Here is a 22,968-nt window from a genome sequence, read left to right on the forward strand (position 1 = left end):
TTAATTAGCATGATGGAGCAGGTGAATCCACGCATGTAGCCTGGCCACAGTAGTCAGGAGCCCATGATCTACAGCACATAGCACTTGGGTTCCAGCTGTTGCATCCAAGAGGAGGTCTTCCTCCTTTGATCGTCTTTAATTCTCCTCTTTTGATTTTTTTTAGATTTTTCATGTTTAATATTTTATTTGATTGACAATCAAATGTCGAAAACTTTTTTCAATTATACAACATGTAGGGAATTATTTAGCTATATTTAACAATATGGCGAAAATTATTATATAGATATTAAATATCAAGATGAATAGGTAGAGAAGTAATCTGAGTACTAAAAATGAAAATACATTCCTGCATTAAATTTGTAGGAAGTGTAGTCAATTTTCAGTTCTGTTTAATGGCTAAAGTAGTTTTCTATCGAATAGTTAATATTTAGAGGTTGTTATTCAGTTAAATCACATCTTTTACGAAGATGGCCTTCTTTATATAGTTTAAAATATAAGAAAACCTTTTTTTAATCTGTTCCATAATAAAAAATTGTAATTCCCTATACTTTGAATTGGCAATCTCTATGCCATACTCTAGTATTGAATTAATTTTAACGCAGAGTTCATTTTTTAAGGATTATTTTAATTATTTGTTAAGAAATAATTGTGAAAATATTTTCAGTATTCTTTGTTCTGTTGGTAATGAGGTTTCTGTCTATTCCATTTAAATTCTGAATGATATCATTCTGTACCTGTGAACTTGAGAGATATCCCCAATGATGTCCTACTTCATATTTTAAGCTGTTTAAAAGGTCATCTTTCACAAACGTACAATCAATAATAGAAACAATATCCTTATAACGGTCAATGTCACTCGGTCCGTTTTTACCCAGTCTTGGCGTCAGAATGTTTTTGGTGAACTGAGAAATGCCCAAAACTGCATCCTGTCTGTTGAGATAAATAGATATCCGGTTGGCTAATAAGGGCAGTTTATTAAAAGAATCTTCAGAATCTTCAAATACTTTATAGGTCACATCTGCATTCAACAGAAGAACCTGATCTATGACACGAAGTATATTTTCACGTTTAAGACTGTACAGCATGCTTTGAAGGACTCTGTTTCCCAAAGAATGGGTCATAATATGAATTCTTTGGTTGCAGGGCACAAGATCCCGGTTTGAAAAAATATCCTTTAAAAACTGGGTATAGAAATAAAACATTCTCATCAGTGATGCTCCGGAATTGATACTGGATGCCTTATCATCAAAATAACTTAACGGAATAATACTCCCTGAGGCAGGCCAGCTTACAAATAAAATATGTTCTACGGGCGATGCCGGATTATCAATGAATATTTTCTTAAGGTCTAGAATAGCTTTTAATTCATCATCAAAATCATACAAATAACCATGGATGAATATCAATACATCACTCCTTTCTTTAGTAGAAGACATATTTTTATAAAGCTCATAGAACATTCTCTGAGTTCCGCCCAGATTATTGGCTGTAAGAGGAGAAGTTTTAACTCCTTTTTCGCTCAACAGAACATCTAAAACGTCTTGATACCCTTGTTTTTCGGGTTCGGAGAACAGTTTGTAGTTTACAATATTCCTGTTGGTGTAATCTTTCTTTTTTTTGGCTTGTGCAGTGGGTTCCTTATAGTTTTCAAAATCACATTTCGCAATCCTGAAATTGGGAATTGAGTATTCATCATTAGAAAAAGAGTCCACTTTTTCGCCTTTATGCCGGATGATTTTCCGGTTGCTTAAGATATAAACGGCCATGATGGTGATTGGGTTAAAATGGTTTTAGCTTTCCCGAAATTAGTGAAAAATATTGAATTATAAGCGATAAGGCTTTTAAATTATCACTTTTACAAACGCTTATTTTTCCGTAACTTTGTGAAACTTTTTTTGCTAAAAAATAAAAGCTACCTTAATGGAAGAAGAAAAAAATCCCTCAATTTTATTGAGCAAATTATTGAAGATGATCTGGCAAACGGTTTGAATAAAGATCAAATCCGTTTCCGTTTTCCGCCTGAACCAAATGGTTACCTGCATGTAGGGCACACAAAAGCAATCTGCATCAACTTTGGGCTGGGCGAAAAATACAATGCTCCCGTAAACCTTCGTTTCGACGATACGAATCCTGAAAAAGAAGAACAGGAATTCGTAGATTCTATCATGAAAGACGTAGAATGGTTAGGTTTTAAATGGGATAAAGTTTTGTACGCATCCGATTACTTCCAGCAGCTTTACGATTGGGCAGTTCAGTTAATTAAAGAAGGAAAAGCTTACGTAGATGAGCAAGCGTCTGAAGTCATTACAGAACAAAGAAAAAATCCTGCAGAACCGGGAGTTGAATCTCCATACAGAAACCGTCCTGTTGAAGAATCGTTAGATTTATTCGAAAGGATGAAAAATGGTGAATTTGAAAGTGGTTCAATGTCTCTTCGTGCAAAAATCGACATGGTTTCGCCAAATATGAATATGCGTGACCCTGTTATGTACAGAATTTTGAACAAACCTCACCACAGAACAGGTACTGCGTGGAAAATCTATCCAATGTACGACTGGGCTCATGGGGAATCCGATTATATCGAACAAATTTCACACTCGTTGTGCTCTTTGGAGTTTGAAAACCACAGACCTTTGTACAACTGGTATTTAGATCAGGTGTATGAAGAAGGAAGAGTTAAAAACAAGCAGAGAGAATTTGCGAGAATGAACGTTTCCTATATGATTACTTCCAAAAGAAAGCTGCAGAGATTGGTAGCGGAAGGAGCTGTAACCGGATGGGATGATCCTAGAATGCCTACCATTTCAGGAATGAGAAGAAAAGGATATACTCCGACGTCTATCAGAAACTTTATTGATAAAGTAGGGGTGGCGAAAAGAGAAAATCTAATTGAAATTCAGTTGCTAGACTTCTGTGTACGTGAAAACCTGAATAAGGTAGCTAAGCGTGTGATGGCAGTTGTAGATCCGGTAAAATTAGTGATCGAAAACTATCCTGAAGACAAGGAAGAATGGTTGGATACTGAAAATAATCCTGAGCAGGAAAATGCAGGAACAAGAGAAGTACCTTTCTCAAGAGAATTATATATCGAGCGCGAAGACTTCAAAGAGGAAGCTAACAATAAATTCTTCAGACTTAAATTAGGCGGAGAAGTTCGTTTGAAATCTGCTTACATCATCAAAGCTGAAAGAGTAGAGAAGGATGAAAATGGAGAGATCACAACCATCTACGCTTCTTATGATGAGAAGAGTAAATCTGGAAGTGGAACAGAGGAGAGTTTAAGAAAAGTAAAAGGAACTCTACACTGGGTATCTGCAAAACATGCTATTCCTGTAGAAGTAAGAAGCTACAATCATCTGTTTACAGTGGAGCAGCCTGATGCGGAGAAAGATGTTGACTTCTTAAACTTCATCAACCCTGAATCTGTAACTACAGCGAAAGGTTTTGCTGAACCAAGCCTTAAAGAAGTTGCGATAGGAGAGCCACTACAGTTCCAAAGAATTGGATACTTTACAAAAGATCAGGATTCTACAGAGGATACATTCGTATTTAACCGTACAGTAACGCTGAAAGATTCTTATAAGCCTGAATAATTTTCAGGATACTTAATATATAAAAGCAGGACTTCATTGGAGTCCTGCTTTTTATTTTTGTTGAGCAACGCAAAGGCGCTAAGAAATTCATGCATTGTGAATATTTTTAAGTCGTAAGGAAATCAAAAATTTCCAGCAAGTGTACTACTTAATCAATCAATATTTTTAGGCTAAGAAATTAATAGTGTTCAATTTTATCGGAGATAAAATCCTTGCGCCCTAAAAACGCTTCGGAAAAAAATAACCTTGCGCCTTTGCGTTTTTCAACAGACAGTTTTATAAGCCACAATTAATCTTAATATTGGAAAAAATAAAAGCAAGACTCTAACAAGCCTTGCTTTTATTTTAATAGTTTAAAATCTGAAGCTTAAGATTCTATTTTAAAAAGTCTTTGTCACGGTATGCTGGATTAGGATATTTTTAAAATCCATGAGGTTTATTTTTTAAACTCATTATTTATTTTTTTAACGCAAAGGTTTATAAAAACTTATTATTATTTCAAGAGGGCAAAGGCAGATAAATCGGCTTCGCAAAAGCTATACGCTTCATTAAATCAACTTGTTGATTCTCTTCTTTGCTTCCTCTAATAAATTATTATAATTCTAAATCTTTGCGTTAAGAATAAAGTATGCACTACTTTAAAACTATTGTTTTGTGAACTGGTATTTTTAACCTTTTACTCCTTTTACCCATTCCTGAAATCTACTCAAGAAAGATTCGTGTTCTTCTTTTTCTTCCGGACGGTTTACCAGGATATGTTCAAAATAAGTTCCTTTCAATACTTTTCTTAATATTCCTTCTCCTAAGAATGGTTTGTAGTCATTAAGAGCCTGGGTAGCTTTTAATAAATGTCTGATATCATATTGTAAAGGATTGATATCCGGAACTTGTTTGTTGAGGTTAAGAAGATTGTAAACAGCTATTCTAGCAGTTCTCACAGAACTTTCCATGGTGAATACAACGTCATTATTGGTTTCTACAAACTGTCCTACAAGACCTAAGTTGGTACATCCTTCAGGAACGACTCTAGGACGGTCTCCCTGTGCTCTTGGCATAAACATGGAAGTGATGTAAGGCATGAAGGCGGTACGTACAATTGTATTTTCTATAACGTTATCCAGTTGGTCCGTCATTCCAAGGTGATAACAAAGCTCGGCAAGAATTTCGTTTCCTGTACATTGAGGCATTGTTTTTTTGATGTAATTACCTTCTTTATCCATTAGCAAAGCATATACCCATACTACAAGGATATCATCCGGCTGAGTAGGGAAGTGCGGCTGTCTGTTGCAGGTAAAGCTCATCACCCAATTGGAGTCTGTAATGGTAATAATACCTCCTGTAGCGGTTCTTCCAGAATAAGGATCATTCACACACATCTCTTTCAGTTTCTCAGTGAAAGCGGAAGGACGACATGTTAATGTGGCAGATTCCCATGAAGATTTTTCGATGTGGCTACAGAATTTCTCTGGTTTTCCGAATACTTCAGATTTTGCAGCAAGATTTTTCCACAGTTTCCATCCGGCGCTTTGTCCTGCACTACTGTTATCTATCGTAATTTCAGGAACGGTATTGTTATCACCGTAGAAAGTACTTTCTGTCATAGATCCGGTTGTTACAATAACATAATCATCTTTACCAATTGGTATTCTTACTTCTTCTCCGTTTTGTTCAGTAATGATTCCTTCTACTGTTTTTCCTTCGGTGTTGATATGAATATCAAGGTCTTTTACCATAACATTAAACTGAATCTGTACCCCTTTTTCAACCAGGAAGTTTTTCAGAGGGGTTACGTAGGTATCATATTGGTTATATTTAGGGAAAACCAGACATGAGAAGTCTTTCATTCCGTCAATAGCGTGAAGGAATCTGTGCATATAGAGTTTCAGTTCAAGCAAGCTGTGCCAGTTTTCAAAGGCAAACATAGAACGCCAGAAAAACCAAAAGTTACTGTTCAGGAAAGATTCTGCAAAATAATCTTCAATGGTAAGATCATCAAGCTCTTCTTTTTTCTTTAACAGAAGTTTTACAATGGCAAGCTGATCTTTTTTCTCAAGACCGAATTTACTGAAATCCTGGATCTGTCCCTGATTGTGAATTAATCTCGCTTTAGAATAATTGGGGTCATTGTCGTTGACAAGTCTGTATTCATCCAATACGCTATAGGGAGCCGGTAATTCCAACGCAGGAATATCCTGGAACATATCCCATAAGTTTTCATACGTCATGTCCATTTCTCTTCCTCCACGGATAATATAGCCGTCTTTTGCGTTACCGGCACCATCCAGAGATCCTCCTTCAACATTCAGCTGGTCCAGGAAAATAATGTTTTTGCCTGGTACACGGCCATCACGGATAAAATAATAAGCGGCAGACATACCTGCAATTCCGCTTCCTACAATATAGATTTTACTGTTTTCGTAAGACTGTAAAGGAATTCCCTTGTTACGTTGATAGTTTCCGATCTGGTCGGAAAAAGGCATAGTTTTTTCAGGAGTGTTAATCTGAACTTCTTTACTTGAATCCGGTTCGTGATTTACTTTTCCGAACTGGTCAGAGGCATTTAAAACTTTGTCGAATTTTGAATTGATCGTACTCATTTTGTATTGTTTTTAATTAACAGTATAAAGGTACCTCTATTCACAAAGCGATATATATCCCCAAGTTCAGAATTATTATCCCCAAATTCTCATGACTGAATATTTTCTTTCATTCTGTACTCTGAAGGAGAAAGCGTCGTATGTTTTTTGAAGAAACGGCCGAAAGCCGATGCGGAATTAAACTGAAGTTCAAATGCAATTTCCGAAATCGTTATATCAGGATTTCCAAGCATGACATAAGCTTCTTTCAGTAAGGCTTCGTCAATAACCTCATGAGGTGTTTTTCCGCTTGCCTTTTTAATGATCTCTATGAGGTATTTATTAGAAATATGCAGCTGATCGGCATAAAACTGAACCGTTCGCTCCTTGTTGATATTTTCTCTGATCAGTTTATTAAACCTCAGATAAAGATCTTTTTTACCTTCTTCTTTTTCTGGATTTGCAGCGTTTTCCTGTTCCATAATTTCAGCTGTCTCCAGCAGCAGATTGAAAATAATGGTACGGATAATTTCTTCGGTAAACTTTCCCTGCTTCTTTGATTTCTTATCAAGATAATCCAGAAGGTTTTGCAGCAACGATGAATTTTTTGGAGAGGTTTTTACGATGTTGTAGGAACCTTTGGAGAAAAGATTCATTTTCTCGATGATAAAAGGATTGGAAATATTTTTAATCAGGAAATTCTTGTCAAAGAACAGCAGTTTCATCATAAAATCTTCACTGGTCTTTACAAACTTTACAATGGTAGAAGGAGCAGACATCAGAAAACTATGAGCATCCACTTTGTATTTCTGACGGTCTATCTCAATATTGATTTCTCCTGCGGTACAAATACACATAGCGTAATAATCCATTCTGAAAGGAGCTTTTGGGAACTCAAAAATGGGTTTTCCGGAAGAAATGTAGTAGGATTGGCGGCAGTCAATACTGTAAAAGGATAGTGTATCATGTAAATTTTCGTAGGTTACCATTCTTCCGTATTGGTTAAAAATTTATTGTGTTTTTAAATGGGTTTAGCTTAAAAACCCTCGTTGTTACTGCAATTTACGATTTTTATAAAAGTATTTAGGCTTTAAATAGTAAAAAAAACTCTTTTTTTCAGGATACAGTTGATAGTCTGTTTTAATGGATGTTATTTATAAAAATAGGGTTTAAACAAAGGCTTTTGGGTTATTTTTATCTAATTTTGCACTTTCAAATTTCCCCAAAATAACATTGTGAGATTAATTAACGTATATACGAGTTCTTTCAAAGGACTCTCGCAGGAGAGTTGGATGCTGGCGTTGGTTATGCTCATCAACAGGGCCGGTTCTATGGTACTTCCTTTTCTGGGAGTTTATATGACCAATCATTTACATTTCAGCATTGAAAATTCAGGAATTGTACTGAGTTTTTTTGGAATAGGCTCGGTCCTTGGATCCTGGCTGGGAGGAATGATTACCGATAAAATAGGAGAGTATAGGGTACAAAGTCTGAGCTTACTTCTCAGTGTTCCTTTATTCTGTATGATTCCGCTTTTTACGACCGAAGCTGGTTTGGCTGGAATTATTTTGGCGCAGAGTATTGTAAGTGAAACTTTCCGTCCGGCGAACTCGGTAGCGATTACCAAATATGCCAAACCTGAAAATATTACCCGTGCATTTTCACTCAACCGTATGGCTGTAAACCTAGGGTTTTCTATTGGACCTGCATTGGGAGGTATTTTATCTGCTATTTCTTATGAGTTTCTGTTTTTCAGTAACGCACTGGCCGCTTTTCTGGCGGGGCTGATGTATATCTGGTTCTTTAAAGATCGTGCAAGATTGGCCAAACTGAAAGCAAAAAAGGTAAAAGAAGCCATCATTGTTAAAAAAGAAAGTTCTCCCTATCGCGATAGGAAGTTTTTGATCTATTGTATTTTCTGTATGCTGTTTTCAATATGTTTCTTCCAGCTGTTCAGTACGCTGACGATATTTTATAAGGATACAGCACATCTGAGCCAGCAAAATATCGGCTATATTCTGGGATATAGCGGTTTTTTGATTGTGCTGCTTGAAATGGGGCTTGTGCAGGTAGCGGAGAAGTATTTTACTTTAGCTTTTACCATGCTTATCGGGACATTCCTGTGCGGAGTTTCTTATGCGATGCTGGCTTTTGATTACAGTATAGTTACTCTTATTGTTTCTATGACCTTGCTTTGTGTGGGAGAAATTTGGACGTTGCCTTTTATGTCCACTATTACAGCATTGCGCTCAGGAGAGAATAACAAAGGTGCTTATATGGGGCTGAATGGAATATCATTTTCTATAGCATTCATCATTACACCCTATATAGGAACACTGATTGCAGAGAAATTAGGCTTCAACACGCTGTGGATTGGAACAGGAGTACTGGCAGCAGCTATTGCAGTTGGTTTTTACTTTATTGTTCCATGGATGCTGAAAGATAAAAATAAGATAGAAGAAGAGGTGATATAAGAGATATTATGTTTTTCATTCATGAATTTAAAAAAAGGTTCGGGCAATTTCGTAGAAATTGCCCGAACCTTTTTTGATATATTAATGTTTAATATTAAGATTTAGAAAGAATCGTATTAATAATCATATTCGCATGAATTCTCGAATTTTCAATGAACCAAAGATGAGTATCTTTTCCTCCACAAACCACTCCTGCCAAATAAAGGTTGGGAATATTGGTTTCCATAGTTTCAGAGTTATAGAAAGGATTCAGACAATCTCCATTGAGTTCGATGCCTGAGTTTCTTAGAAAATCAAAATCCGGAAGATAGCCTGTCATAGCCAGTACAAAATCATTGTCAATTTCATAGGCTTTCCCATTCTCATCTTTAAAAACAACCGTGTTTTCCTTAACTTCTATCAGTTCTGCATTAAAATGAGCTTTGATACTGCCTTCTGCAATTCTGTTTTCAATATCCGGTTTCACCCAGTATTTTACACTTTTTGAAATCTCAGAATGACGGACGATCATGGTTACTTCAGCCCCTTTTCTATACGTTTCCAGTGCGGCATCTACCGCAGAATTGCTTGATCCTACCACCACAATTTTCTGCTTCGCATAAGGGTAGGGCTCGGTATAATAATGCTTGACCTTCGGAAGATTTTCACCGGGAATATCCATAAGATTGGGGATATCATAGAATCCGGTAGCAATAACTATATTTCTGGCCAGATAAGTTGATTTCGTAGTTTTGATTTCAAATATTTCATCATTTTTCGAAACACTCAGTACCTTCTCATACAAGTTGATATTCAGCTTTTTTTGTCTGGCAATTCCCTGATAGTATTCCAATGCTTCCTGCCTTCCTGGTTTTGGAGCTGTAGAAATAAAAGGAATTTCGTCAATTTCCAATTTTTCAGCAGTGGAGAAAAAGCGCATATACAAAGGATAATTGTAAAGTGAATTGACAATGGTTCCTTTTTCTATGATTACGTGACTAAGATTGTTTTTTTGAGCTTCAAGAGCACAGTTTAAACCAATAGGTCCGGCTCCGATAATGAGAATGTCCAAAATTTCCATATAACAAAGGTACAATGGAAATTATAAATTATCAATGATGAATTCATAATTCTGCTTGGCATCAGTTTTGGTGTTTTTACCTAAGACAAAATTTGAAATATGAAAAAACTATTTATTCCGGTACTCGCTTTAAGCTTTGTTGTAGCCTGTAACAAAGAGGCTGGGAAACCTGTCCCTAGTAAAATTGATTCTGTCGCACAGAAAGCAAAAACAGACAGCGCAAGTACTATTCAGAATAACGCTAATAAAGAAGCCGTTTTAAAACAGACCAATGATGAGGTTTTGAAAGTTCTGAAAAATAAAGACTATAAAGCTTTTGCTTCCTTCATTCACCCGGAAAAAGGGGTTCGTTTTTCAATGTATGCTTATGTAGATCTGAAGGAAGACAAACACTTTTCTAAAGCAGATTTTGAAAAATATCAGCCTACGAAAACATTATTTACCTGGGGAGCACATGATGGTTCGGGAGATCCTTATAAAGCGACGATCAATGATTATCTTGGTAAATGGGTCTTTTCTAAAGATTTTACAACATCACAATATTCGCTGAATAAATTTATTGGCGGTGGTAATTCTTTAAATAATTTAAAGGAGATCTATCCTAAAGGTGACTTCACCGAAAACTATATCAAAGGAACCGAAAAATATGGGGATATGGATTGGAAAACAGTTCGTTTTATATTTGAAGAATTTCAGGGTACATATTATCTCATCGCAGTGGTGAATGACCAGTGGACGATATAGAAGTTAAAGGCTGGGAATAGAACTTCCAGCCTCTAAATTCCTTTCTTTTGTTATAAAATTTCGGTCAGTTGACGGGTTAGGTTTCTTCTCGAGAACTGCTCAATATGTTGAGTGTTTTCAAGAGGATTCCCATTTTTCCAAAGATCAAACTTTTCAAGGATAAACTTCTTGACAGTTTCTGTATCTTGATAGCTAAAGTGCTTTCCTGCATGGGTTTCTTCCAGAATTTTTGCCACATCAGCTTTGTCCGGACCGAATGACAGAATCTGCTTTCCTGAAGCCAGGTATTCAAAGATTTTTCCGGGAATGATCCCTTTTGAAGATTCATTTGGAAAATTGGTGATCAGAAGAAGATTTGAATTCTCCATTTCCTCTACAGCCTTTCCGTGGGCAAGATATCCAAGATTCATTATATGATTTTTCAGACTTGAGTTCTCAATAGAATGCAGGATTTTATCGTCTATTCTTCCTACAAATTTCAACGTAAAACTAGCGGCAAATTCCAGGTTCTCTTTGATCAGTTCATCAAGTGCCTTCCAAAGATTTTCGGGATTTCTTAGCTGTTCCAAAACTCCGATATAACTTAATGTAAAAGTTTCACCTATTGGCTCTTTCACCTTTTCCTGTGAATCAGTTTCATCATATCCATTTGTAATACAAACTGCATTGGCTCCTGCTTTCCGGAAATTTTCTGCATCAGTATAGCTTGTAGCCAGAGTGATGTCTGCATTTTTGAATACAGCACTTTCAAGCTGACGGTGTTTGTTGTCCGAGCTTTTGGTTAATTTCAAATGTTTGTAATAGGAAATCTCGGTCCATGGATCACGGAAATCGGCAATCCATTTTAGATCCGGCATTGTATTCTTAAGTCCCAAACCAATCAGATGGAGTGAGTGGGGTGGGCCGGAAGTAACAATCGTATCTATTTTATTGTCTTTCAAATATTTTTCCAAAAACTTAATGGATGGTTTCACCCAAAAAACTCTGGCATCAGGAATAAAAAAATTACCCCTCACCCAGATCGAAAGTTTAGATTTCAAGCTTTGATTTTTTCCTACATCAAATTGCCCCGCTTTAAATTTCTTGTTGCTTTTATTAAGTTTTTCAGCCAGCTGATAGGGTTCCCAGATTTTGGTTCTTACCATCTCAATGTTTTCAGGAACATCCTTCATCAGCGTTTCATCCAGCAATGGATAACTCGGGTTTTCCGGAGTATAGATGATCGGTTTCCAGCCAAAATCCGGAAGATATTTTGCGAACTTCAGCCATCTTTGAACACCAGGACCTCCCGCAGGAGGCCAGTAATAGGTGATAATCAATATTTTCTTTTGTTCCATTTTTAAGCTCTATGTCATTCTGAATGACACTTTGATTATATAGGATTAAGCTTTTTGTTCAGCTACAATTTCTTTTTTCTTTTTTTTGTTGATCCAGAAGATACCAAACGCAGATAACAGGATAAATAATCCGAATGAAAGCAGGGAAAGCCATTTTCCTTTTTCAATTACTTCAGGTTCAAATACCATTCTGATGTGGTGATTTCCTGCCGGTACATGCACTGCACGTAGTAAGTAATCTGCTTTGATGTATGGAACTTCTTTCTCATCCACTAATACTTTCCATCCGTGAGGATAATAAACTTCAGAGAAAACAGCCAATTGAGGAGTTTTCGACTGAGATTTAAATTCAAGTTCATTAGGCTGATATTTCGTCAGGTTGATAAATGCTGTAGAATCTGCCTGAACTGGTTTGTTGTCAAAATACGATTTATCAGATGATGCGATAACCGCTGTTTTTTGTTGTCAATAGTTCCGATAGATTTAATTTCCTGATTAGGAGTATCTACAAACTTCAAGTCGCTTACAAACCATGCGTTTCCATTGGCTTTTGGATTAGGAACAACCTGTGGCTGATCAGGACCTCCGAAAACCAGATATTTAGCATTTAATAAGTTTAATACATTAGGTGTTTTTACACTGTCGACATTGTTGATATACTCATTCAGTATATCATCGTATCTTCTTAATTTTACAGCGTGGTAACCGCCAATTGAAGCCTTAAAATAAGAGGTATTGGTTTCACTGGTTACGCCCAGCGTCTGGTTGTAAATTCTATAGTGAGTTTTGTCTTTTTCAGTGATTGTTTCCAATGTTTTGTTGATATTGACATTGGATAAAATAGATTCCAGATTTGGATTTCCCTGAACTTTTTCAGCCAGAAGATCTGAACTTTCTGTCTGGAATGGATTTTCAGCAAAGATCTTATCTACGTAGTTTTCGTCATTCAAATAACGTTTGTTTACAGTCCAAAGATCAAATAAACTTACGACTCCGATGATGACCAGAGCAATATTCTGATTAAGCTTTTTCTTTAAAGTTAAGAATAATGCTGCTGCAGTAATCGCTACATAAATAAATGCTTTTATCGCATCTATTCTGAATAGTTTATATCTTTCATCTACCAGAAAATCGAGTAGGAAAGGAGGGAAGTATGTCTTTTCGCCTTCTGTTGAAAACCCTAATAATGATTTTCCAAAGATCAAAAGAATCAATAAAAACCCTAATGTTCCACCTCCTGTATAAAGAAGGATTTTTTGTTTGTATTCTTCAGTCAATTTCTCATCTGTGAAGAAATTGTATAATCCCAGAATGGCAATTAAAGGGAATAATAATTCTACTACAACCAGGATTGAAGAAGGAGCTCTGAATTTATTATAAAAAGGAACGTAATCAATAAAGAAGTCCGATAATGGCATAAAGTTGCTTCCCCAAGCCAACAAAATAGTAAGGATGGAAGCTCCTAAAATCCAGTAACGGTATTTTTTCGATGCGAAGAAAAAGCCTAATAAAGCAAGGAAACACACAATAGCGCCCTGGTAAGCAGGACCTGAAGTTCCCGGTTGGTCTCCCCAGTAAGTCATTCCGCCGAAACCTTTTGAAATTCTGTCCATTTCAGCCTGTGAGCCTACATTTTCCTGAACCATTTCCTGAACTTTGCTCATCATTTCTTTTCCTTCCGGCTCCTGGCTTCCACCACCCATTAATCTTGGGATAAACAGGTTTAAAGTTTCCAGCTGTCCATAGCTCCACATCAGCATACTTTCTTTATCCATTCCAGATTTTCCAGAAGTATGACTGTCGTTATCTAAGATCTGCTTTCCACGAACCGTTTCTTTTACATATTCAGAATTGGCCATGATTCTTTGCGAATTCATTCCAACACCAATAATGCATGCTGCCGCGATTATTCCCGAAGAAATAAGGAAATGCTTCATCGGTGTCTTCTTCAGAATAGCTCTGATCAATTCAGACAGGAATAAAAATCCTAAAGCAAGGAATAAGTAATAGGTCATCTGCGGGTGGTTGGCTGCGATCTGAAGCCCCATAAAAAGGGTTGTCACAATGAATCCCCAGATGTATTTTTTTCTGATATAAACCAGTAAAATTCCGGCTAACAGCGGAGCAAAATATTCAATGGTATTTACTTTACCATTATGTCCGGCTGCGATGATAATGTAAAAATAGGTCGAAAGTCCAAAGAAAGTGGCTCCAAGAAGAGCATATTTCCAGTTTCTGACTACTACCATTCCCAAAAGGAAAAAACCTGCAAAAAGCAGGAAGAGATAATTAACCGGCCTTGGCAGGAAATTCAGATTGCTGTCGATTTTTTTGATGATGTCACCTTTAAACTGGCTTCCCATCTGATAAGTCGGCATTCCCCCGAACATAGAGTCACTCCAATAGGTTTCATTTCCGGTATTGGCTCTATAGTCGAGCAGTTCTTTAGCTCCTCCTCTGTATTGCACAATATCATGCTGGAAAAGTTGTTTTCCTGTAAATACAGGAGTGGAATATAAAAATGCTAAAACTATAAATACTACTAATGAAATTGCAATATAAAGGAAGTTTTTGTTTTTTGCCATGCTGGTTATTATCTTTTATTTCTTGGAATGTTTACCTTTTGTCATTACTCTCTTTCACCTCTTCATAGTCTACAGTCTCTGCATCCCATTTAAGGTTCTGTTTGTTATTCTTATTCGAGTCGTCTATATCCTGCTTTCCGTTGTTTTGATTGTTGTTATTAAAACGGTAACTATAAAATGTCTTAAAGAAGATTCTTTTGAGAATATTCCAGACAAAGAAAATGATAATCGCAGTGAGTACTAACTCAAGAATGTACTTCATAATTTTTAGATTTAAAATTCAGGGTTTAGAGTATAAACCCTGAACGTATTTACTTTAATTATTTAGCAGATGGGTTTACCATTACAGAAGAATTAGAAACGCTTTTCATAGATTGAGACTGCTTTCCATCTGAAATAGTTTCTACCTGTGTTGTTTTTACGTTGATATTCTGGTTGGTAATCCATCCTGTGCTTTCGTCAAACTTAATGGTTCCGTTCTGAACCAGTTCGCTGCTCATGCTGTGTGTAATCGGTCCCTGAGCTTTCTTTTCTGTTTTCTTAGGAATGCCTCCGGTTACCGCAATTTCTGCAGTTCCGTTTCCTAAGCTTTTTATGACATAGTTGGATGTCACTTTAACGCTTCCGCTTGCGTCTGCATTTTCAGAAGTTGACCACTTTTCACCTACTTTTACTCCTTTTTTAGGAATAATCATCAGGTTTTTGTGGAATTGGTCTTTCAATACTTTTTCGTTGAATGATCCTTTAAGGCTTGCTACAACATTCGCTTTTTCATTGGCATCTTTGATAAGAGTACCTACTGCGGTACCTACTTTTGTATAAACAGCATCAAATCCTGTGATAGAAAGTACGTTACCTTTTGTATCCATTTTCATGGCAAGCTTGTTTCCGGTAAGCGCTTTGTTTACATTCCAGATCATTTTAAGATCATCTTCTTTTGGAAGAGGCAGTTTAGTATCTACAACTACGGTCTTTCCTTGTGCAGCCTGAGAATTTCTTTTTGCAACAAGGTTAAGGGTCATTTCGTATACATTTCCTTTGATATCGTCCACTACAAAGTTCATTTCATCTGTAGACTCACTGGTTGCAGTGATAGATTTTCCCTGAGGATCTGTCATTGTTTTTACATCTCTCTGGTAAGTTGTAAGAGGATATGTTTTTCCTTTTTCAAGCTTAAATGTTTGAGTGATAACTCCAGCAGAATCTTTGATTGCCGGGTTTTCTGCAACTTTTGCTACAGAGTCAGCAGGAACTTCTACTGTTACCGTTTTTCCGGTTTTAGGGTCTACTTTCGTTATTTTTGCCGTTTCTTTTTTACAAGATACAAGAGCTATTGATGAGATAAGCGCAAGCGCTGCAATGTTCTTCATTTGATTTTTAACTTTATTTTTTACTACTATTTCTTACTATATGGTCTGCAATATGATGCAGCTTTTCCCATAACAAGTCAATAACTGTGCAGAATTTGTACCAATAATGATTGGGTCCATTTTCAAGGGTTTCTCATATAAACTTTTAGAGGTCGGAAATTTTGATTTTCCTATTTCTGTTGTTCCGTAATTATAGGAATAACTTTTACCATCCTGTTGCTTTATTTTTGTCTGTACATTCAGAGTACATATAGTTAAAAATAATGGTAAAAGTGATTTTATGTTATGGTTTAAGGATTCGGTATTACGACCATTTTCTGTCTTACCGCTTCATACAAAATCGCTCCACATGCTACAGAAACATTCAGAGATTGAGTTTTTCCTTCGATAGGAAGTTTTATTTTTTCGTCAGAATGATGCAATACTTCTTTAGAAATTCCGGTTTCCTCATTTCCCATTACAATGGCACATGGTTCTGTGAAGCTGACATCATAAATGAGCTTCTCCGCTTTTTCACTGGCTGCATATACGGAAATTCCGCTCTGCTGAAGAAAATCTACCGTGTGTGCAAGGTTGTTTTCTTTACAGATTTTAATATTATAAATTCCTCCTGCGGAAGTTTTTATCGCATCAGAATTGATAGGAGCAGCTCCTTTTTCCGGAATAATAATAGCATCAATTCCTACACATTCTGCAGTTCTGCAAATTGCTCCAAAGTTTCTTACATCGGTAAGTCTGTCCAGAATCAAAAGAAAAGGCGTTTTCCCTTGTTCAAATAATTGTGGAACAATATCCTCCACTTTATGAAATGGTACATCTGAAATAAAGGCTACCACACCCTGGTGGTTTTTTCTTGTAAAACGGTTAAGTTTTTCAATCGGAACATAATTAGGACGGATTTTATTTTTCGCTAAAATTGTCTTTAGTTCAGCATAAATAGGACCCTGAAGTGCGTTCTGCACAAAGACCTTGTCAATCGTTTTTCCTGCTTCAATTGCTTCAATCACGGGACGCAGCCCGAAAATGAAATCGTCTTTTTTATCTGTCATTTTATTATTTTAAATAGTGAGTTGTAAAATGTCAATCTAACCTTATCAATCCATTTTTGGTTGATAAAATCATCTTTTATTATCATTGACTGGCGAAGTGAAATTCACATCAACTATCTTCCTTTTTCTCCTAGAATTGCTCTTTTTTGAGCGATCACATATCCATAGTGAAGGCTTTCATGCATATTGTTGAAGATAATTGCATCCTGGATGCTTTTCAGGTCCATTCCGAAACTCGTGGTATAAGGCGTGTAGTCTGAGAAGAAATCGCTGTCATAATCTTTCATCAGAATCTTCGAAGTTTCTGTAAGCAAAAACTCTAAATCTTCCACTTCGGATTTCTGAACATCCAGGTTGGGTAAAGTTCCCTTTTTGTAAGTTTCGATCCAGTATTTATCAATACGGAAAGGGTTTCCGCTCAGGTAATAATGCAGAAGCTGCTGTGTAGCAACAGTGTGTGCAATATTCCAGTAAAGATTATTATTGAAACCATCCGGAATCAAAAGCAGATCTTCATGAGAGGTGTTTCGAAGTACATCCAAAAGGTTCTTTCTTACCTGTCTGTGCGCTTGAAAATGATAATTCATTTTGCAAAATTTTTAATCACCAAAAATAGTTTAATAAACTGGAAATGACAATTTTTGAGCAGATGATTAAAGCAAAATTTATATATTTTTATGAAAAAATAAGATAATCTTATTGAGTTTTAAGCCTTCAGCGGTTCTTGACCTTGCATCAATACTGGAATATTTAACAAACTTTAACTCAAAAATAGCATTTATTATGTTGATTAATGCAAGTATTTATCAGAAATTTACCACTTATTTTAAATCAAGCTATGTCAGAGATATATCAAGCTGAAGATATCCGCCAATTGACGGAAAAAATAAAGGAAAAAATTACTTATTTTCTCTTCTGAAACAGGAAATCAACAAAGTTATTATTGGTCAGGAATACATGGTAGACCGTCTTCTGGTGGGGCTTTTGGGGAATGGTCACGTTCTTCTTGAAGGAGTGCCGGGATTGGCAAAAACTCTTGCGATAAAAACATTGGCAGATGCTGTTCATGGCGAGTTTTCCAGGATTCAGTTTACCCCGGATTTGCTTCCTGCAGATGTTGTAGGAACAATGATCTACAGTATCAAAGACAATGATTTTTCCATAAAAAAAGGACCCGTATTCGCGAACTTTGTATTGGCGGATGAGATCAACCGTGCGCCGGCAAAAGTACAGTCGGCTCTTCTGGAGGTAATGCAGGAAAAGCAGGTGACCATTGGTGATGAAACCATGAAGCTTCCAAAGCCATTCCTGGTATTGGCAACACAGAACCCGATTGATCAGGAAGGAACTTATCTGCTGCCTGAAGCACAGAGCGACCGTTTTATGTTGAAATGTACCATAGACTATCCTTCTTTCGAAGATGAAAGACAGGTAATGAGAATGGTTTCCACTTCACATCAGCCAACAGTGAAACCTGTGATTTCTCTTCAGGATATTATAGATGCTAAAGAATTGATCAACCAGATTTATCTGGACGAGAAAATTGAAAAATATATACTGGATATGGTGTTTGCAACACGTTATCCGGAAAACTATGGTCTTTCTGAGCTTAAAAATTATATCAGTTTTGGAGCTTCTCCAAGAGCTTCTATCAACCTTGCTATCGCTTCAAGAGCGTATGCGTTCTTAAAAGGAAGAGCTTTTGTGGTTCCTGAAGATGTAAAAGCATTGGCAAAAGATGTATTGAGACACAGAATGGGCTTAACTTTTGAAGCTGAGGCTGAAGAAATTTCAACAGAAGAAATTATCAATAGAATTTTAGCAAAAATACAGGCACCATAATGAGTGAAGTAATCATTAGAAAAGCAGTTCAGGAGGACTGCGCTTCCATGCTGGATTTAATCAGGGAATTGGCTGAATATGAAAAAGCACTGCATGAAGTCACTGTAACATTAGATGAGTTTACAGATGACGGTTTCGGGGTTTCTCCGGTATGGGGAGCTTTTGTAGCCGAATTCAATGATGAAATAGTAGGAATATCGTTGTATTATGAAAGATATTCTACATGGAAAGGAAGAAGATTGTATCTTGAAGATCTCGTAGTAACAGAAAAATTGAGAGGAAAGCAGATCGGAAAGAAATTATTTGATGCCACATTAGAATATGGTAACTCCAATAATTATAGCGGTATGGTGTTTCAGGTATTAAACTGGAATGAGCCGGCTATCAATTTTTATAAAAAATACACTCCAAAGTTTGATAATGAATGGTTGAATGTATCCATTGAGCTTAAAGGGTAAATTGTACAGAATCTTGTAATTAAACCTTGAACCTCAAACTTTGAACGTTAAACCTTAAACTTGTCTATGCAGATAAAAGATATTGTAAAAAGAGTAAAGCAGATTGAAATCCGTACCAGAAAAAAGACGGAGGCTGCTTTGATGGGGCAATATCACAGTGCCTTTAAAGGGCAGGGGATGACTTTTTCTGAAGTTCGTCCGTACCAGTTTGGAGACGAGATCAGAAGAATCGACTGGAACAAAACGGCACGTTTCCGTGAGCCGTTTGTAAAAGTAATGGAAGAGGAAAGAGAGTTGACAATGATGATTCTTGTTGATATTTCTGCTTCCATGGATTATGGTACAAAAGTTCAGCTGAAAAGAGAATATGTAGCCGAAATTGCCGCAAGCTTAGGATTTTCAGCAGCAGGAAATAATGACAAAGTAGGATTGATCCTGTTTGCGGATAAAGTATATAAAGTAATTCCCCCTCAAAAGGGAAGAAAGCATATTCTTTCGATCATCAGTAATATTCTGACTGCCGATTATGTTCCGACAGAATCTAAAATAGATAAAGCCCTGGAATATATGATGGGGATTTTTAAAAGAAAATCATTGGTTTTTCTATTGTCAGATTTTGAAGATGCCTATGATTCAAAAATGCTGAGAGTCGCATCAAAGAAACACCAGCTGCTGGGGATGAGGATTTATGATGAAAAAGACAATGAGATCCCAGATGTAGGATATGCCCGTCTGTATGATGTGGAAACCGGAAAGGAGATATGGGCTAATACTTCCAGCGCAAGATGGCGGTATACCTTTGCGGAAGCTCAGAAACAAAAACTGAGAGCTTTGGAAGAAGATTTTGCCAACAGTTCGGCAAGTTTTATGAATATTGATACCGGGTCAGATTATTCAAAATTATTGTATAATTACTTTCAGAAAAAATAACATCGAGCTTAGCTCGTAACTAAAAAAACATGAGGCAGCTGCCTTTATTATTTTAACATTGAGAAAAATACTTTTAATATTATCTTTTCTGGTCTGTGCGAATGCTTTTTCACAGATATTATCCTCTAATGTAGAAAAGAAAACCCTTGCTCTGGGAGAAATCAATCATCTTACGATAAAGATTGATAATCTTAATGAACAACAGGTAACTTCAGCTCCGAAAAATGAACTGCTTCCTTTTCACTTTGAAGAAACTAAGGACAGTATCGGGCAAAATCAAAATTCTTATGAAAGAAAGATCGAATTTTCTGTTTTTGAGGAAGGAAAATTTACCATTCCTGAGCTGGAATTCAAAGTAGGAGATAAAATACTTAAGACAATTCCTTATGAAATAGAGGTCATCAATACAGCTCAAAAAGCAGATCAGATCAATGACATCATGAATAATAAGGATGTGAAACTTGAACCCAAGGATTATTGGGAGCTTTATAAGTTTTATATTCTTGCGGCATTGGCAGCGGTGGCTCTTATTATTGCCATTATCATGTTTGTGAAATGGGGCAGAAAATCCAAAAGTTCTCCCGTGGTTGCAACCAATCAAACGTTGAAAGAGCTGGATTCCCTTAAAAAGAAAAAATATATCGAAGGAGGAAACTTCCGTTCATTTTATGTTGAACTGATTGATATTTCCAGAAACTTTATCACAAAACAATATCACCTTCCGGCAGATGTACTTCTTACTGATGACCTTATTGATGTCATGAAAAAGAATAATACCATTTCGCAGGACAATGAAAAAGTAATAGAAGATGTATTCCTGAGAGGAGATCTGGTAAAATTTGCCAAGACTTTCCCGGATGAGGTTACGATGGAGAGAGACTTTGCCAATATCAGGGATTTTGTGAAAAGATCATCCAAAGATTTAGAATTTGAAAACTTAAGAAAGGATGTTTAATTTTGAGTTTTACAGTCCATGGTTTTTATTGCTTTTTCTGCTGTTTATCCCACTTTTAATTAAAGATGCCGGGAGACGCAAAAGAAAAGGGATAAAAGTTCCTACGACAAAAAATATGGATCACAGCGGTGGTATCCAGGGTGTACTTTTTTTACTGAAAATCTCAAAGTATATCATTCTTTCTGCTTTGATCATTGCTATGGCAAGGCCGAGAACGTTTACCATTTCGCAGGACAGAGATGATACAAAAGGGGTAGATATTATGTTATCTATTGATGTTTCTTTGAGTATGCTGGCTAAAGATCTTAATCCGGACAGAATTACTGCATTAAAAGATATTGCTGTAAAGTTTGTCCAGAAACGTCCGAACGATAGAATAGGCGTTGTAGCTTATGCTGCAGAAGCTTTCACAAAAGTTCCTGTGACTTCGGATCATCAGGTTGTTATTGACGAGATTAAAAATCTGAATTCTGCCGGTCTTGAGCCTGGAACAGCTATTGGAGAAGGACTTTCCGTGGCAGTGAATCATTTGGTTAAAAGCAAAGCAAAAAGTAAGGTAGTGATACTGATGACAGATGGGGTAAGCAATATTCAGAATGCTATTCCTCCGCAGGTAGCTGCTGAACTGGCGAGAAATAATAATATAAAAGTGTATTCAATCGGGATCGGAACCAACGGTTATGCCCTGATGCCGACCTCACAGGATATTTTTGGAGATCTTATCTTTACAGAAACTGAGGTTGCTATTGATGAAAATACACTGAAAGAAATTGCACAGACTACCGGAGGAAAGTATTTCAGAGCTACCTCAAACAGCAGTCTGGAAGAAGTATATAATGAGATCAACCAACTGGAAAAATCTGATGTGAAAGTTTCCAAGCTTTACAATTATGAAGAATATTTTAAGATATTCCTTTGGATCGCTTTAGGAATGTTGGTATTTGATGCATTATTGAGATGGGTGTTTTATAAAATTTTAAGCTGATGAGTTGGTCTTTAGGAAATTATTGGTATTTACTTTTACTGTTGCTTTTGCCGCTGTTAGCCTCCTTTCTGATCCGTTTTTTAAAATGGAGAAATAAAAAAAGAGAAATTTTTGCAGCCAGCCGGTTTCATGATAATTTATTTGACAAGAGCTCGGGATTTACGAAGTTTTTCCCTGCTTTATATTTGATAGGAACATTATTTCTGATATTCGCTATTATTGACCTTCTGAATGGTTCGGAGGAGGTGAAGAGTACCCAGAAACTGAATAATGTGATCTTTATGCTGGATGTATCCAACTCTATGAATGCGGAAGATATCGATCCAAGCCGTCTTACAGAGGCTAAGAATCTGATGATAGCCACCATGAAGAAAATGAATAATGATAAGATCGGTATTGTCATCTTTGCCGGGAATGGAATATCTATCATGCCCCTGACGACCGATTATAATACTGCAGAGACCTATATCAGCGGTATTGAAACCAGTTCGATGCAGATTCAGGGAACCGATTTTCTGAAAGGGATGCAAGCAGCGGCTGAGAAATTTAAAAATGTAAGCAAAGGATCCAGAAAAGTCATATTACTGAGTGATGGTGAAGATAATGAAGGAAATGACAATGCGGCAATAAGACTAGCCAATAAAGAAGGAATAAGCATTACTTCTGTAGGTATTGGTACTGATGAAGGAGCTCCGGTTCCGGAATATGTTTTTGGCCAGCTGATGGGATATAAATCAGATGTAAACGGAGGAACGGTAATTTCAAAAAGGCAGACTGAAGCTTTAAAGAAAATGGCAGAATCTACGGAAGGTACTTATATTGACGGAAATAACATCAATGAAGCTCCAGACAGGATTGTAGATGCTATCAGCAAGAAGTCTGCAGGAGCAGTAACATTAGTGAAATCTCAGAATGCCAATCATTATTATCAATATTTTTTAGGAGTATCTATTCTGTTCTTCTTTTTAATTTTTATTTTTAATCCTAAAAAAGATTTTAATGTGTAATTT

18 protein-coding genes and 2 pseudogenes are annotated in these 22,968 nt (G+C 36.5%); 9 read left to right on the top strand and 11 right to left on the bottom strand.

Annotated elements, in window-relative coordinates:
- Nucleotides 1-4: 4 nt before the first annotated feature.
- Complete coding sequence (locus tag LF886_RS07740; RefSeq protein ID WP_236853599.1) at nt 5-172, bottom strand: bacteriocin-like protein; 168 nt, start codon at nt 170-172, stop codon at nt 5-7.
- Nucleotides 173-635: 463 nt separating this feature from the next.
- Nucleotides 636-1,766, bottom strand: a complete 1,131-nt coding sequence (locus LF886_RS07745) for an alpha/beta hydrolase (RefSeq protein WP_236853600.1) — start codon at nt 1,764-1,766, stop codon at nt 636-638.
- Between the two features lie 129 nt (nt 1,767-1,895).
- Here LF886_RS07745 and LF886_RS07750 point away from each other — a divergent pair, with 129 nt between their 5' ends.
- The gene (locus LF886_RS07750) at nt 1,896-3,593 is read left to right on the top strand and encodes a glutamine--tRNA ligase/YqeY domain fusion protein (RefSeq protein ID WP_236853601.1); all 1,698 of its coding nucleotides are present in this window, start codon (nt 1,896-1,898) and stop codon (nt 3,591-3,593) included.
- 668 nt (nt 3,594-4,261) lie between these two features.
- On the opposite strand, the gene LF886_RS07755 is transcribed toward LF886_RS07750, so the two are convergent.
- A complete protein-coding gene (locus tag LF886_RS07755; protein ID WP_236853602.1) occupies nt 4,262-6,190 on the bottom strand; it encodes an oleate hydratase in 1,929 nt (642 codons plus the stop codon).
- An 89-nt stretch (nt 6,191-6,279) separates the two neighbouring features.
- A complete protein-coding gene (locus LF886_RS07760; RefSeq protein WP_236853603.1) occupies nt 6,280-7,158 on the bottom strand; it encodes a helix-turn-helix domain-containing protein in 879 nt (292 codons plus the stop codon).
- A 303-nt stretch (nt 7,159-7,461) separates the two neighbouring features.
- On the opposite strand from LF886_RS07760, the gene LF886_RS07765 reads away from it, so the two are divergent.
- Nucleotides 7,462-8,643 (top strand): MFS transporter, encoded by a 1,182-nt coding sequence (locus LF886_RS07765; RefSeq protein ID WP_410685627.1) that lies wholly within the window; start codon nt 7,462-7,464, stop codon nt 8,641-8,643.
- 94 nt (nt 8,644-8,737) lie between these two features.
- Here the strand turns inward: LF886_RS07765 and LF886_RS07770 are convergent, their stop codons facing one another.
- Nucleotides 8,738-9,703 carry a YpdA family putative bacillithiol disulfide reductase gene (locus tag LF886_RS07770; RefSeq protein ID WP_236853605.1) on the bottom strand — a complete coding sequence of 322 codons (966 nt, stop codon included), beginning with the start codon at nt 9,701-9,703 and terminating at the stop codon, nt 8,738-8,740.
- Nucleotides 9,704-9,802: 99 nt separating this feature from the next.
- On the opposite strand from LF886_RS07770, the gene LF886_RS07775 reads away from it, so the two are divergent.
- Nucleotides 9,803-10,447, top strand: a complete 645-nt coding sequence (locus tag LF886_RS07775; protein WP_236853606.1) for a hypothetical protein — start codon at nt 9,803-9,805, stop codon at nt 10,445-10,447.
- Between the two features lie 50 nt (nt 10,448-10,497).
- On the opposite strand, the gene LF886_RS07780 is transcribed toward LF886_RS07775, so the two are convergent.
- The 6 genes and pseudogenes from LF886_RS07780 to LF886_RS07805 all read right to left on the bottom strand — a co-directional run bounded on the left by LF886_RS07780 (nt 10,498) and on the right by LF886_RS07805 (nt 17,375).
- Nucleotides 10,498-11,784 carry a glycosyl transferase family 1 gene (locus LF886_RS07780; protein WP_236853607.1) on the bottom strand — a complete coding sequence of 429 codons (1,287 nt, stop codon included), beginning with the start codon at nt 11,782-11,784 and terminating at the stop codon, nt 10,498-10,500.
- 45 nt (nt 11,785-11,829) lie between these two features.
- Nucleotides 11,830-14,369 (bottom strand): annotated as a pseudogene (locus LF886_RS07785) (YfhO family protein).
- 31 nt (nt 14,370-14,400) lie between these two features.
- The gene (locus LF886_RS07790; RefSeq protein ID WP_103232921.1) at nt 14,401-14,631 is read right to left on the bottom strand and encodes a hypothetical protein; all 231 of its coding nucleotides are present in this window, start codon (nt 14,629-14,631) and stop codon (nt 14,401-14,403) included.
- A 58-nt stretch (nt 14,632-14,689) separates the two neighbouring features.
- Nucleotides 14,690-15,739 (bottom strand): DUF6263 family protein, encoded by a 1,050-nt coding sequence (locus LF886_RS07795; protein ID WP_236853608.1) that lies wholly within the window; start codon nt 15,737-15,739, stop codon nt 14,690-14,692.
- Nucleotides 15,740-16,029: 290 nt separating this feature from the next.
- Nucleotides 16,030-16,788, bottom strand: coding sequence for a 23S rRNA (guanosine(2251)-2'-O)-methyltransferase RlmB (gene rlmB / locus LF886_RS07800; RefSeq protein WP_236853609.1), 759 nt, complete (start codon nt 16,786-16,788; stop codon nt 16,030-16,032).
- A gap of 113 nt (nt 16,789-16,901) precedes the next feature.
- Nucleotides 16,902-17,375 (bottom strand): DinB family protein, encoded by a 474-nt coding sequence (locus LF886_RS07805; RefSeq protein WP_109737943.1) that lies wholly within the window; start codon nt 17,373-17,375, stop codon nt 16,902-16,904.
- A 251-nt stretch (nt 17,376-17,626) separates the two neighbouring features.
- Between LF886_RS07805 and LF886_RS07810 the strand changes: the two are divergent.
- The 6 genes and pseudogenes from LF886_RS07810 (at nt 17,627) to LF886_RS07835 (ending at nt 22,965) form a co-directional block, all read left to right on the top strand.
- Nucleotides 17,627-18,630: pseudogene (locus LF886_RS07810) on the top strand (AAA family ATPase).
- Nucleotides 18,630-19,088, top strand: coding sequence for a GNAT family N-acetyltransferase (locus tag LF886_RS07815; RefSeq protein WP_236853610.1), 459 nt, complete (start codon nt 18,630-18,632; stop codon nt 19,086-19,088). The pseudogene LF886_RS07810 and the gene LF886_RS07815 overlap by 1 nt, the downstream one beginning before the upstream one ends.
- A 66-nt stretch (nt 19,089-19,154) precedes the next feature.
- On the top strand, nt 19,155-20,018 hold the full coding sequence (locus LF886_RS07820; RefSeq protein WP_236853611.1) for a DUF58 domain-containing protein: 864 nt from the start codon (nt 19,155-19,157) through the stop codon (nt 20,016-20,018).
- Nucleotides 20,019-20,076: 58 nt separating this feature from the next.
- Nucleotides 20,077-20,973: a BatD family protein gene (locus LF886_RS07825; RefSeq protein WP_236853612.1), complete on the top strand. Its 897-nt coding sequence runs from the start codon at nt 20,077-20,079 to the stop codon at nt 20,971-20,973.
- A complete protein-coding gene (locus LF886_RS07830) occupies nt 20,966-21,958 on the top strand; it encodes a VWA domain-containing protein (protein WP_152289818.1) in 993 nt (330 codons plus the stop codon). Before LF886_RS07825 ends, LF886_RS07830 begins: the two co-directional genes overlap by 8 nt.
- Complete coding sequence (locus LF886_RS07835) at nt 21,958-22,965, top strand: vWA domain-containing protein (RefSeq protein WP_236853613.1); 1,008 nt, start codon at nt 21,958-21,960, stop codon at nt 22,963-22,965. Before LF886_RS07830 ends, LF886_RS07835 begins: the two co-directional genes overlap by 1 nt.
- Nucleotides 22,966-22,968: the final 3 nt, after the last annotated feature.

The sequence above is a fragment of the Chryseobacterium sp. MEBOG07 genome (assembly GCF_021869745.1).
GTDB lineage: Bacteria > Bacteroidota > Bacteroidia > Flavobacteriales > Weeksellaceae > Chryseobacterium > Chryseobacterium viscerum.